Raw genomic sequence first — 13,122 nt, forward strand, 5'->3', positions numbered from 1 at the left:
AGCTGGGCCTGGCATCGCCGCCGCCTCGCGGACCACGAGGCCGACTACGACCCCCGCTTGGCGCTGCGCATTAAGCGCGGTGCCGCCCTGAGCGGGGCCGATTACCTGGACTTTTTGCGCGAACGCGCCGCCTGGACGGCGCGCATGCACGCGGCGCTCGCCGGCTTCGACGCCGTGCTGTCGCCGACCGTGCAACTGCTCGCACCGCCGATTGCTGCGCTCGAAGCGAACGACGCAGCGTTCTTTCGCGTCAACGCGCTGCTGCTGCGCAACTCCGCGGTCGTCAATCTGCTCGACGGCTGCGCAATCGGTCTGCCCTGTCACGCGACGGGTTCGGCGCCGGTCGGGCTCAGGCTCTGGAGCCGCGGCCTGCACGACGACGCGCTGCTCGACACCGCGATAGCGGTCGAGGTGGTGCTCGCGGCAGCGCGGCGGGCCAGCGCATGAGGATCGCGGTCATCGGGGCCGGCATCGTCGGCGTCACCACAGCCTACGAACTTGCCGCCGACGGCCATGAAGTGGTCGTGCTGGAGCGCCACAGCAGCGTGGCTGCGGAGGCCAGTTTTGCCAACGCCGGCGTGATGGCGCCCGGTCTGGTCGGACCATGGGCCGCCAGCGGCATGCGCATGAGCCTGCTGCGCGGCCTGCTCGGTGGTGGCGGCCCGCTGCGCGCGCGGCTCTCGCTCGACCCGGCACAGTGGCGCTGGCTGCAACGATGGTGGGGCGCTTGCGATGCGGCGGTCGATCGGCACCATCGCGCCGAACTGCTGCGGCTGGGTCAGTACAGCCGCGAAAGGCTCGAGCAGCTCAGCACACGCCACGGATTCGAGTTCGAGCGCGCGCAGGGCGTGCTGCTGCTGTTGCGCGGCGATCGCGAAGTTGCCCAGGCGCAGCCCGGCCTCGCCGTGCTGCGCGAACTGGGTACCGGTGTGCAGCAGCTCGACGCCGCGGGCTGCCACGCGATCGAGCCGGGGCTGAATCGCGATCAGCCGATCGCCGCCGGCATCCACCTGCCGCAAGAAGGCATCGGCAACTGCCGCCAGTTCGCACACTTGCTGCGTGAGGCGACTGAGCGCAGCGGTGCCGAATTCCGCTTTTGCACCGTGGTGCGCTCCATCCAAGTCGGCGATGGCGCGTGCGGCATCGTGCTGCACCTCGAGCAGATGGCCTTGACGACCGGCTTCGTCGCCAGCCGCGCTGCCGCCGTGCCTGCCGGTGCGGCACGTGCCGACGTGATGGCACACCGCACCCGCGCTGCGGCGCGCTACCTTGCACCGGTCTCGAGCGAACGCTTCGACGCGATCGTCATTGCTGCGGGCGCCGACTCGGTCGGCCTGCTGGAGGCGAGCGGCCTGAGGGTGCCGCTGATGCCGGTGTACGGTTACTCCATGACCGCGCCACTGCGCTCGCCCGACCGCGGACCGCGCGCTGCGCTGGTCGATCAGCGCCACCAGGTCGCCATCGGTCGACTCGGTCAACGCGTGCGCGTGGCCGGCGGCGCGGAGCTGGGCGGGTCGGCACAGCACCAGCGAGATGCTGCGATCAAGCGGCTCTACGCCGTGCTCAACGACTGGTTCCCCGGCGGCGCGCACACGGCGCGTCCGCAACTGTGGAAAGGCGCGCGGCCCATGTTGCCCGACGGCCCGCCGCTCGTCGGCCCCAGTCCTCGCGCGGGCATCTGGCTCAACCTCGGTCATGGCGGCAGCGGCTGGGCGCTGGCATGCGGCAGCGCACGGCTGCTGGCCGACCAGATCGGCGGGCGCACGCCGGCCCTTGACCCGGCCCCGCTGGCGCCGAGTCGTTATGCGCGCGGCTAAAGCGATGGCGGGCAGGGCTGCGCCGACGCCAGTCACCGGGGCGGGTGCGGTCGCCGCGACGACGCCCTGGCCGCTGCATGACGCACTCGCCTCGCGCGCACTCGAGCACGCTGCTGCGCGCGGCCTGGAGCCGCACACGCTGATGGCGCGTGCCGGTGATGCGGTCGCCCGGCTGGCGCTGGCGCTGGCGCCGCATGCGCAACGCATCTGGGTCATTGCTGGTCCGGGCAACAACGGCGGCGATGGCCTCGAAGCGGCAGCCTGCCTGCAGCGCGCCGGCAAGCAGGTGAGCGTGAGCCTGCAGGCCGACACCCCCCTGCCCTCAGACGCGGCCGCCTCGCTGGCGAGAGCGTGCGCGGCTGGCGCAACGATTCAAGCGACGCTTGCACCGCCGTCCCTGGGGAGCAGCGACCTGGCCATCGACGCCCTGTTCGGGCTCGGCCTCAAACGCGCGCCACAGGCGTGGGCCCTGCAGGCGATCACCGCACTCAACCGATCGCTAGTGCCGGTGCTGGCGATCGATCTGCCGAGCGGCCTGCACGCCGACCATGGCACTGTGTTCGCCAGCGCCGCGGCCGTCCACGCCCGCTGGACGCTCGGCGTGCTCACGCTCAAGCCCGGCCTGTTCACCGCCGAAGGGCGCGACCATGCCGGCGCGATCTGGTTCGACGGTCTCGGTGTCAGTGACGACGGTGCATCCGCCACCGCATGCTTGTCGAGTGACACGAACGCGCTGTGGCCGAGCCGCCGACATGCCGAGCACAAGGGCAGCTTCGGCGACGTGTGGGCCGTGGGCGGCGCACCCGGCATGGCCGGTGCCGCGGTGCTTTGCGCACGCGCCGCCTCGACCGCGGGCGCTGGCCGCGTACACCTTGTCGTGCTCGACTCGGGCCTGGCCGCACTCGACTCGGCGCGGCCCGAGCTGATGCTGCGCAACGCCGCATCGCTGCACGCCCGCAGTACAGCGCTGGAAGACGGCACCGTCGTGTGCGGTTGCGGCGGCGGCGACGCCGTGCGTTCCTGGTTGCCGCTGCTGATGGCACGCGCGGGACGGTTGCTGCTCGATGCCGACGCACTCAATGCCGTGGCCGCCGATGCGAGCCTGCTGCGGCAGTGGACGCTGCGCGCCGCGCGCGGGCGGCCCGGCATCCTGACGCCCCATCCGCTCGAAGCCGCGCGCCTGCTCGGCTGCGGCACGGCGGCAGTCCAGTCCGATCGGCTGGGGGCCGCGCGCGAACTGGCAGCGCTCTGCCATGCTGTCGTGGTGCTCAAGGGCTCGGGAACAGTCATCGCAGCACCGGGCGAAAAGCCCTGGATCAACGCCAGCGGCAACGCCGCCCTGGCGAGCGCCGGCACCGGCGACGTCCTGGCGGGCTGGATCGCCGGCCTGTGGTCGCAGGGTCTCGCGACGATTGACGCGGCGCGGCTCGGCGCGCACAGCCACGGCGCCGCGGCCGACGACTGGCAGGCCGGCCAACGTCACCCAGGAGCGCTGCCCGCCAGCGCGCTGATCGACGAATTGCGCCGCCTTCGCGCATCCTGAAGATCCCGGTCCATTCAGCGCCGCGTTCGTTTGCTCTTGCGTTCGCCGCGCACGACCTGGTTGCGCGCGGCAGCGTCCAGCGCATCGGTCGCTGGCGCCTTGGGCGTCATGCGGGCGCCCGCCGCCACCTTGTTGGCCGCCTTCTTGGTCGCCAGCTTTTGTCCGCGATCGGCCTCCTTCACCGCGTTGAGCTCGTCGATCGCCGAACTCGCCTTGTCGCGCGTGCTGCGCGGCGCGAGGCCGGACTCGGTGACGAGCCGGAAGTCGATCTTGCGGCCGTCGAGGTCGACACGGCTGACCTGCACGCGCACGCGGCTGCCGACGACGTAGCGCACGCCAGTGCGCTCGCCGCGCAGATCCTGGCGCGCTTCGTCAAAGCGGAAATACTCGCCGCCGAGTTCGGTGATGTGCACCAGCCCTTCGACATACAGATCGTCGAGCGTGACGAACAGTCCGAAGCTGGTCACCGCGCTCACGGCGCCGCCGTACTCTTCGCCCAGGTGCTCGCGCATGAACTTGCACTTGAGCCAGGCCTCGACATCGCGCGAGGCTTCGTCGGCGCGCCGCTCGTTGGCGCTGCAGTGCGCTCCCGCGCCCTCCCAGGCCATGGCCTCGGCGGTCTGTGCCTTCGGCGGCGCATTGAGCTGCGCCTGTGCTGCCGCCTTGGCCGCAGCGCCCTTGGGCGGCTTGCGCGTGTGCACCGCCGACGTGGCCAGCTCGGTCACCTGCAGGTGGTACTTTTTCTGCCCGAGCAGCGCCTTGATCACGCGGTGGACGAGCAAGTCGGGGTAGCGACGAATCGGGCTGGTGAAGTGCGTGTAGGCCGGGTAAGCCAGGCCGAAATGGCCACTGTTCAGGGGCGTGTAGATCGCCTGCTGCATGGAGCGCAGCAGCATGGAGTGGATCTGCATCGCGTCGGGCCGGTCTTTGGTCGCTGCCGCGACCGCCTGAAACTCGGCCGGCTTGGGGTCGTCGCTGATCGAGAGCCCCAGGCCCAGCGCGCGCAGGTAGGTCTGCAGCACCGTCTTCTTCTCGGGCGTCGGCCCTTCATGGACGCGGTAGAGCGAAGGGTGTTTATGGCCCTGGATGAAATCGGCCGAGCAGACGTTGGCCGCCAGCATCGACTCCTCGATCAGCCGGTGCGCATCGTTGCGGGTGCGCGGCACGATCTTCTCGATGCGGCCGTTCTCGTCGCAGACGATCTGCGTTTCGGTGGTTTCGAAGTCGACCGCGCCGCGCGTTGCGCGTGCCCTGAGGAGCGCCCGGTAGACCTCGTGCAGGTGCAGCAGGTGCGGCACCAGCGTTTCGCGCCGGTGCGCTTCCGGGCCGCGCGTGTTGGCAAGAATCGCGGCGACTTCGGTGTAGGTGAAGCGCGCCTGCGAGTTGATCACCGCGGGAAAGAACTGGTACGCGTGAATCTCGCCGGCCGCGTCGACCAGCATGTCGCACACCATCGCCAGGCGGTCTTCGTTCGGGTTGAGCGAACACAAGCCATTGGAGAGCTTCTCCGGCAGCATGGGGATCACGCGGCGCGGAAAGTACACGCTGGTAGCGCGTTCGTAGGCGTCGTCGTCGAGCGCCTCGCCCGGCTTGACGTAGTGGCTCACATCGGCGATCGCGACAATGAGCCGCCAGCCGTTGGCTTGCTTGACGCGGCCGATCTTCGCGGGCTCGCAATAGACGGCGTCGTCGAAGTCGCGCGCGTCCTCGCCGTCGATGGTGACGAGCGCAACGTCGGTCAGGTCGATGCGGTTCTTCTTGTCGACGGGGCGCACCTTCTCGGGCAGCTTGGAGGTCTGCGCCAGCGTCTCGGCGGAGAAGCGATGCGGCACTTCGTATTTGCGCACCGCGATCTCGATCTCCATGCCTGGGTCGTCGATCTCGCCGAGCACCTCGGTCACGCGGCCGAGCGGCTGCGAATGCATCGATGGCGGCTCGGTCAACTCCACCGCCACCACCTGCCCGACGACGGCGCTCGCGATGCCGTTCTTCGGGATCATGATGTCCTGGCCGTAGCGCTTGTCTTCCGGCGCCACCAGCCAGATGCCGCTTTCGTGCAGCAGGCGGCCAATGATCGGCGCCTTCTTACGTTCCAGGATCTCGAGCACGCGGCCTTCCGGGCGGCCCTTTCGGTCGTAGCGGATCACGCGCACCCGCACGCGGTCCCGGTGCAGCACCGTGCGCATCTCCTGCGGCGCGAGGTAAATGTCGGATTCGCCGTCGCTGCGTTGCACGAAACCGTGCCCGTCGCGGTGGCCTTGCACGATGCCGTCGACTTCGCTCATCAGAGCGGCGCCGAGCGGTGCGTTGATCGTTTCTTTATCGGTCTTGATGCTAAACTCTCCGGCTTTCGTACCTAGCCCAGGTGGCGGAATTGGTAGACGCACTAGTTTCAGGTACTAGCGGGTAACACCGTGGGGGTTCGAGTCCCTTCCTGGGCACCAACATGAAAGGCCAGTACTTCGGTGCTGGCCTTTTGCGTTTGTGTTTGCGCTCGTTTGATAGCGCTGTTGACGCGGCGCTCGTGCGTCGTCTCGACGTGCATCAAAGCGCGAACTTTTTCTTCAACCCTTCGGGCCGCAGGACATCGTATTCCTCGAACGGTTGGTGGATCCAGGGGCTCGTGGGCAGCGACTCCACATGGTAGTCGGGCATGTAGCCCGACACGCCCTTGACCCAAATCACTGCCGATTTCAGCTCGCGAATCGATGGCAGGCTGCGCAGCCGGTCGACCACCGCCTTCAGGGTCACGCCCGAGTCCGCCAGGTCGTCGATCAACAGCACCCGCCCCGCCAATTCGCCCTTGGGCAAGGTCACGTACTGCGCCATGTCGAGCCGCACTTGCAAGGTGCCGGGCTCGGCGCGGTAGGAGCTGGTCGACATGATCGCCAGCGGCTTGTCGAACACGCGCGAGAGCACGTCGCCCGGGCGCATGCCGCCGCGCGCCAGGCACAGGATCTGGTCGAACGCCCAGCCCGAGTTGTGGACCTTGAGCGCCAGCCGCTCGATCAGCAGGTGGTACTCGTCCCAGGAGACGTAGAGGTGTTTGCCGTCGTCGGTCAGCATGGGCGGGCGCTCAATTCTGGTAGGGATGGCGCAGCAGGATGGTGTGCTCGCGGTCGGGTCCGGTGGACACCATGTCGATCGGCGTACCAATGAAGCCCTGGACGCGCTCGAGGTAGCGCCTTGCGTTGAGCGGCAACTCGTCCCAGCGTGTCACCCCCGCGGTCGTTTCGCTCCAGCCGGCGAAACGCTCGTAAACCGGCTTACAGGCCGCGATCTCGTCTGCGTCGAGCGGCAGGATGTCGAGCCGCTCACCGTCGCGTTCGTAGCCGACGCCCATCTTGATCTCGGGCAGGCCGTCGAGCACGTCGAGCTTGGTAATGCACAGGCCCGACAGGCCGTTGATGAGCACCGAGCGCTTCATCGCGGCTGCATCGAGCCAGCCGCATCGGCGCGCTCGCCCGGTGACCGTGCCACGCTCCTGACCCACGGTCGACAGGTGGTGGCCCACCGTGCCCGGCTCGTGCATCGGCAGCTCGGTGGGAAACGGCCCCGAGCCCACGCGCGTGGTGTAGGCCTTGGTGATGCCCAGGATGTAGTGCAGCTTGTCGGGTCCGACGCCCGAGCCGGCCGCGGCATTGCCGGCCACGCAGTTGCTCGATGTCACGTAAGGGTAGGTGCCGTGGTCGATGTCGAGCAACGTGCCTTGCGCACCTTCGAACAGCACGTTGCCGCCGGCCATGTTGGCGGCGTGGATGCGAACGCCGACATCGGCCAGCATCGGGCGGAGCTGGTCGGCCACCTTCATCGCAGCGTCGAACAGCGGCTGGAACTCGAGCGGCTCGGCGTGCAGGTAACCCGTCAGGACAAAGTTGTGCAGTTCCAGCAGTTCACGCAACTTGCTGGCGAAGCGCTCAGGGTGCTTGAGATCCTGCACGCGCAGGGCGCGGCGCGCAACCTTGTCTTCGTAGGCCGGACCGATCCCCTTGCCGGTGGTGCCGATCTTGCCGACGCCCGAACTCTCGCGCAGCGCCTCGCGCGCCTTGTCGAGCTCCACGTGGAAAGGCAGAATCAAAGGGCAGGACTCGCTGATGAAGAGGCGCGAGCGCACCTCCACGCCGGCCGCCTCCAGGCGCTCGATCTCGAGCAGCAGGTGCGTCGGGTCGACCACCACCCCATTGCCGATATAGCAGGCCACGCCCTCGCGCATCACGCCCGAAGGGATCAGCTGAAGCGCGGTCTTCTTGCCCTTGATCACCAGCGTGTGGCCAGCGTTGTGTCCGCCCTGGAAGCGCACCACTGCGGCCGCGTGGTCGGTCAACCAATCGACCACCTTGCCCTTGCCTTCGTCGCCCCACTGGGTGCCAACCACGACCACGTTGCGTCCGCCGGCCTCGCCCGCTCTCCTTGCTTGCATCGTCTTGCCTTGTCTGAATATTCAGGCGCACGCCACGCTCACAGCGCGCGCACGCTCCACTGCCCGTTCGTGCTGATGATTTCGCGGTCGCAGTCAAACTCCTGCGCCTCGTGCTCATGACCCGGCAGCACGCACAGCACCGTTTCACCCTGCGCGCGCAGCGCCCGCACGGCCGCGCGCAGGCTCGCATCCTCGCCCCACGGTGCCCGAACAGCCGTGCGTCGGCCGCCCGGCCGCGCGCGCTGCACCCATTCCTTCAGGTCGGCGCTGAAGCCCACCGCCGGGCGGTTGCGACCGAACACCGCGCCGACCTCGTCGTAGCGACCGCCGCGCAGCAGTGCGTCGGTCGAAGCATTCGCGTAGACCGCGAAGCGCGCGCCGCTGTAGTAGGCGTATCCGCTCAGGTCGGCCAGGTCGAAACCGACACGCACCCCGGGGTGCGCGATCGACGCATGCTCGGCAAGGCGCCGTAGGTCGTCGAGTGCCGCGACGATCACCGGCCGACTGGGCAAGGTTGCGGCCGCCGCGGCCAGCACCTCGGCATCACCGTAGAGCGAAATCAGGGCGAGCAATCCGCGCCGCGCCTCGTCACCAAAGTCCACGCTCAGGCCCTGCAGGGCAGCCCCGTCCTTGGCCGCCAGCGCGCCATACACGGCGCTCAGCCGCGCGGCGTCGCAAGCAACGCCGTCAAGCAAGCCCCGCACGATGCGCGCATCGGCCAGATCAAGCACCAGTCCGCCGACACCCGCGACGCGCAGGCAATCGAGCGCGAGGTCCTGCACTTCAAGGTCGGCTTCGAGCCCCGCATGGCCGTAGATTTCAGCCCCGAACTGCAGCGGCTCACGGCTGGCCTGCAGGCTTTGCGGCCGGGTGTGCGCCACCGGGCCGCAGTAGCAAAGCCGCGTGACGCCGACGCGGTTGAGCAGGTGCGCGTCAATGCGCGCCACCTGGGGCGTCGTGTCGGCACGCAGGCCGAGCGTGCGGCCGCTGAGCTGGTCGACCAGCTTGAAGGTGCGCAGATCGAGTTCATGACCAGTGCCCGACAGCAGTGACTCGAGGTACTCGAGCAGCGGCGGCATCACCAACTCGTAGCCGTAGCCACGCGCACTGTCGAGTACGCTGCGCCGCAGTTCCTCGATGCGCCGGGCATCGTGGGGCAGCACGTCGGCGATGTGCTCGGGCAGCAGCCAAGCAGACGTCATGAAAAAGGCCAGGGGTTAAAAACGCATTGTATCGGCGGCCCGCGGCCGCCCGAGGCCGCTCAGCGCGCCATCAGGGCCAGCAAGAGCAACCCGACCAGCATGCTCGAGAGACCAAGAAAACGCAGCTGACCATTGCTCAACCGCGTGGCCTGCTCGAACAGCGCTCGCCAGCGCTGTGGGCTCAGGAACGGCAACAGGCCCTCGAACACAAGTACCAATGCGAGCGCGCTGAACAGCGTGTCCCACATGTCGCGCGGCAAGCGGGACTTATCGGCGGTGACTCGCAGCCGGCGGCGCGACCGACGGGGCGGCCGCGCCGCGCATGGCGCGGAAAAACTCGCTGTCGGGATCCAGCACCATCACGTCGCTCCTGTTGCGAAAGCTGGCACGGTAGGCGTTCAGACTGCGATAGAAAAGCGCGAACGACGGGTCACGTCCGAATGCGTCGGCATACAGGGCCGACGCCTTGGCATCGCCCTCGCCCTTGACCTTCTCCGCCTCGCGGTAGGCCTCGGCGACGATGATCTCGCGCTGCTTGTCGGCGTCGGCGCGAATCTTCTCGCCCTCGGCCTGACCGGTGGAGCGCGTCTCGTTGGCCACGCGCTTGCGCTCGGACTCCATGCGCCGATACACCGCCTCGGTGATGTTGGATGAGAAGTCGACGCGCTTGATGCGCACGTCGACGATGTCAATGCCGAAACTCTTGGCATCGTCGGCCAGACGACGGATCACGCCCTGCATCACGGTGTCGCGCTCGGTCGACAGCACCTGCCGCACGGTGAGTTTGGTGACTTCTTCGTTGAGCGCGGCCTGCACGATCGGAGCGAGCCGCGCTTCCGCATTGCGAACGTCGACGCCGTTGTTGCGAATGAATTGCCGTGGGTCGCGGATGCGCCACTTGACCAGCCAGTCGATCACCAGACTGGTCTTCTCGGCCGTGAACACCGGCCTTGTCTCGGGGCTGTCCAGGCTCTGGATGCGGCGGTCGAGGAAGACCACGTTCTGGAACGGCGGCGGGAGCTTGAATTTGAGGCCCGGCTGCGAGAACACTTCCTTAATCTCGCCCAGTGCATAGAGCACCGCGAACTGAGTCTGTGTCACGACGAACAGCGTGGACGAGGCGATCATCAGCAGCAGCAAGATGCCTGCAACCGTCATGCCGATACGATTCATGTTGGTGTTCTCCGTAGTCGCTTAGCGACCTTCGCGCTCGCGCGTGCGCTGGTTGTCGCGCGAGCGCACGTCGGTGGCTGGCAGCGTGCTGGTGCTCTCGTTGGGCACGGCGGGCGCGGGCACGGCCGCAGCAGCACTGCCGCCGGCCGCCTGGATGAGTTTGTCCAACGGCAGGTACAGCAAGTTCGAGCTGTTGCGCGTCTCGATCATCACCTTGCTAACGCTGGAATAGACCTCGCGCATGGTGTCCACGTAGAGCCGGTCGCGCGTCACGCTGGGCGCCTTCTGGTACTCGGTGAGCACCTGACGGAAACGAGAGGCATCACCCTCGGCCTGCGCGACCACGCGCGCGCGATAGCCTTCGGCTTCCTCGCGCAATCGCGACGATGCGCCCTGCGCCTTGGGAATCACGTCGTTGGCGTAGGCCTGGCCTTCGTTCTTGAAACGCGTACGGTCGGCGCCCGCCTTCACCGCATCGTCGAACGCAGCCTGCACCTGCTCGGGTGGCGCGACGCTTTGCACGTTGACGTTGGAGACGAGGATGCCGGTCTTCAAGCGGTCCAGCTGGGTCTGGATCGACTTGATCAGATCGGTCGCGATCGCATCGCGCTGCTCGTAGAGCACCAAGTCCATGTTGCTGCCCCCGACGATCTCGCGCACCGCGGACTCGGCTGCCAGCACCACGGCTTCGTCGGGGTTGCGGTTCTGAAACAGATACTCCGTGGCGTCCTTCAAGCGGTATTGCACGGTGAAGCGGATGTCGACGATGTTCTCGTCCTGCGTGAGCATCGACGAGTCGCGCAGACCGGTGGCCTGCACTGTCGCGTTGCGCCCGATCTCCGCCGAGCGCAGCTGCGTCACGTTGACGATGTCGTGCGACTGGAACGGGTAGGGACCGCGCCACTGAAACCCGGCCTCCACGGTGTGGCTGAAGCGGCCGAACGAAAGCACCACGCCCTGCTGCCCTTCCTGCACGATAAAAAAGCCACTGGCCAGCCAGATGAGCGCTACCACGCCCACGATCAGGCTCGCGCCAACGCTGGCACCCCGCATGTCAGGTGGTCGATCGCCGCCGCTGGACGCCCCACCGCTACCGCGACCACCAAACAAGCCGCTCAAGCGACGATTGAAATCACGCCAGAGTTCATCCAGATCGGGCGGGCCGTCGTTGCGCCCGCCAGTGGCGAGCACGGCGCCGCCGCGTGCGCGCCAGGCGCCACGCCGCGTAACGCCGGCAATCAGTGAAGCCAGCGCAGTGGCCAGGCGGACCATTGGCGCGGCCCGGCGGGATGCGTCATCGTGGGAGGTGGTGTTCATGCGTGTCGTCACAACGGATCGGAGTCGGGTCGTTCGTCGGGCTGCAAGCCATCGCTCCAGGCGGCCCCGGCCAGTGCCGCATCGGCCACCACGGCGCTGGCATCGGCTGACGCGCTGGCGAGTACCGCCGCGACCAGCAGCCCGCGCAGTTCGGGCAGGCCGGTGCCGTGGCGCGCACTGACAAAGACGCGCGGCATGCGCGGACCGCCGTCGATTTCAAGGGCGTCGACCAAGACCCGGGGACGCTGCGCCTCGTCGAGTTGGTCGAGTTTGTTGAAGACGAGGATCTGCGGGATGTCGGCGGCGCCGATCTCGGCTAGAACGCGCTCGACTTCGAGGCGCTGCTCGGCCAACACCGGGCTGGCCGCGTCGACCACGTGCAGCAGCAAGTCGGCCTCGGCAGCTTCCTGCAAAGTGGCCGCAAAAGCCTTGACCAGAGTGTGTGGCAGATCGCGGATGAAGCCGACCGTGTCGGACAGGCTCACCGAGCGCTGGGCGTCTTCGAGATAGAGCTGGCGCGTGGTGGTGTCGAGCGTCGCGAACAGCTGGTCGGCCGTGAAACTGCGTGCTTTTACCAATGCATTGAACAGCGTGGACTTGCCCGCGTTGGTGTAGCCGATGAGCGAGATGCGAAACGTGCCAGCGCGCTCGCGCGAACGCCGCTGCGTGCTGCGCTGGCGCTTGACCTTCTCGAGCCGTGTCTTGAGCGACTTGATGCGCTCGCCGATCATGCGGCGGTCGAGTTCGATCTGCCGCTCACCCGGGCCGCCTCGAAGCCCTACGCCGCCACGCTGGCGCTCCAAGTGGGTCCAGCGCCGCACCAGACGATTGCTTAAGTACTGGAGCTGGGCGAGTTCGACCTGCAGCTTGCCTTCGTGGCTTTGTGCGCGCGCCGCGAAAATTTCGAGGATCAGCCCGGTGCGGTCGAGCACCTCCACGCCGAGATGGCGTTCGAGATTGCGCTGTTGCGTGGGCGATAGCGACTGGTCGAAGATGACGCAGTGGCCGTTGTTCTGCTGAACCAGCGCCTTGAGCTCATCGGCCTTGCCCGTGCCCACGAACAGCGCCGCGTCGGGCGCTTTGCGACGCGCCGTCAGGCGAGCAACGGGTGTGTCGCCGGCCGACTCGGCCAGCAGCGCCAGTTCGTCGAGGGTGGGGTCGAAACGAGCGTCGCCGCCGACGTCAACGCCGACCAGCACCGCGCGGGCCTCCGTGGCGACCACAAAGGCGCTCAAGGCCGGTCGCAGCCGGTACGACGAAGCAAGCCGTTCAAGTGCTTCAGCTTGCCGACTCCGGCGCTTCGCTGGCCTGGAAACTCACCGCACGACCCGGCACGACGGTGGAGATCGCATGCTTGTAAACCATCTGGGTCACGGTGTTGCGCAGCAGGACGACATATTGGTCGAAAGACTCGATATGCCCTTGTAACTTGATGCCGTTGACGAGGTAGATCGAAACCGGAACATGCTCCTTGCGCAGGAGGTTCAGGAACGGGTCTTGTAGCAGTTGCCCTTTGGTGCTCACGATATTGCTCCGTGTTGAAAACCGATCGAGCTGGCACCTTATCACAGGCACCGCAAGGCGATCGACTCAGGAGTCGTTCTTGGCGAACGGGTTGCGCGACGATTTCATTTCAATGCGCAGCGGGGT

The 13,122-nt window shown here is 67.6% G+C and carries 12 protein-coding genes and 1 tRNA gene; 4 read left to right on the forward strand and 9 right to left on the reverse strand.

What is annotated here, in order from left to right:
• The 3 genes from RMO12_RS14805 to RMO12_RS14815 form a co-directional block, all read left to right on the forward strand.
• Nucleotides 1-447, forward strand: a 447-nt coding sequence (locus RMO12_RS14805) for an amidase family protein (protein WP_309639864.1), incomplete at its 5' end; no start/stop codon positions are given.
• Complete coding sequence (locus RMO12_RS14810; RefSeq protein ID WP_309639865.1) at nt 444-1,817, forward strand: FAD-dependent oxidoreductase; 1,374 nt, start codon at nt 444-446, stop codon at nt 1,815-1,817. The genes RMO12_RS14805 and RMO12_RS14810, both read left to right, overlap by 4 nt.
• A 4-nt stretch (nt 1,818-1,821) precedes the next feature.
• Entirely contained in the window at nt 1,822-3,360 is a 1,539-nt protein-coding gene (locus RMO12_RS14815) for an NAD(P)H-hydrate dehydratase (protein WP_309639866.1), read from the forward strand.
• 14 nt (nt 3,361-3,374) lie between these two features.
• Here RMO12_RS14815 and rnr read toward each other — a convergent pair whose 3' ends face one another.
• Complete coding sequence (gene rnr / locus RMO12_RS14820; RefSeq protein ID WP_309626979.1) at nt 3,375-5,645, reverse strand: ribonuclease R; 2,271 nt, start codon at nt 5,643-5,645, stop codon at nt 3,375-3,377.
• 74 nt (nt 5,646-5,719) lie between these two features.
• Here rnr and RMO12_RS14825 point away from each other — a divergent pair.
• Nucleotides 5,720-5,804, forward strand: a tRNA-Leu gene (locus RMO12_RS14825).
• 100 nt (nt 5,805-5,904) lie between these two features.
• Here the strand turns inward: RMO12_RS14825 and RMO12_RS14830 are convergent.
• The 8 genes from RMO12_RS14830 to hfq are packed head-to-tail and all read right to left on the reverse strand — an operon-like array spanning nt 5,905 to nt 12,996.
• On the reverse strand, nt 5,905-6,426 hold the full coding sequence (locus RMO12_RS14830) for a phosphoribosyltransferase family protein (protein WP_309626980.1): 522 nt from the start codon (nt 6,424-6,426) through the stop codon (nt 5,905-5,907).
• A gap of 10 nt (nt 6,427-6,436) precedes the next feature.
• On the reverse strand, nt 6,437-7,780 hold the full coding sequence (locus RMO12_RS14835; protein WP_309639867.1) for an adenylosuccinate synthase: 1,344 nt from the start codon (nt 7,778-7,780) through the stop codon (nt 6,437-6,439).
• A 38-nt stretch (nt 7,781-7,818) separates the two neighbouring features.
• Complete coding sequence (locus RMO12_RS14840; RefSeq protein ID WP_309626982.1) at nt 7,819-8,982, reverse strand: ATP phosphoribosyltransferase regulatory subunit; 1,164 nt, start codon at nt 8,980-8,982, stop codon at nt 7,819-7,821.
• Between the two features lie 59 nt (nt 8,983-9,041).
• Entirely contained in the window at nt 9,042-9,242 is a 201-nt protein-coding gene (locus RMO12_RS14845) for a DUF2065 domain-containing protein (RefSeq protein ID WP_405029690.1), read from the reverse strand.
• Nucleotides 9,243-9,249: 7 nt separating this feature from the next.
• Nucleotides 9,250-10,155: a protease modulator HflC gene (gene hflC / locus RMO12_RS14850; protein WP_309639868.1), complete on the reverse strand. Its 906-nt coding sequence runs from the start codon at nt 10,153-10,155 to the stop codon at nt 9,250-9,252.
• Between the two features lie 21 nt (nt 10,156-10,176).
• Nucleotides 10,177-11,472, reverse strand: coding sequence for an FtsH protease activity modulator HflK (gene hflK / locus RMO12_RS14855; RefSeq protein ID WP_309626984.1), 1,296 nt, complete (start codon nt 11,470-11,472; stop codon nt 10,177-10,179).
• Between the two features lie 8 nt (nt 11,473-11,480).
• Nucleotides 11,481-12,707: a GTPase HflX gene (gene hflX / locus RMO12_RS14860; protein WP_309639869.1), complete on the reverse strand. Its 1,227-nt coding sequence runs from the start codon at nt 12,705-12,707 to the stop codon at nt 11,481-11,483.
• Between the two features lie 43 nt (nt 12,708-12,750).
• Nucleotides 12,751-12,996, reverse strand: a complete 246-nt coding sequence (hfq, locus tag RMO12_RS14865; RefSeq protein WP_309626987.1) for an RNA chaperone Hfq — start codon at nt 12,994-12,996, stop codon at nt 12,751-12,753.
• Nucleotides 12,997-13,122: the final 126 nt, after the last annotated feature.

Source organism: Methylibium sp. (genome assembly GCF_031393925.1).
In the GTDB taxonomy this organism is placed as follows: Bacteria; Pseudomonadota; Gammaproteobacteria; order Burkholderiales; family Burkholderiaceae_C; genus Methylibium.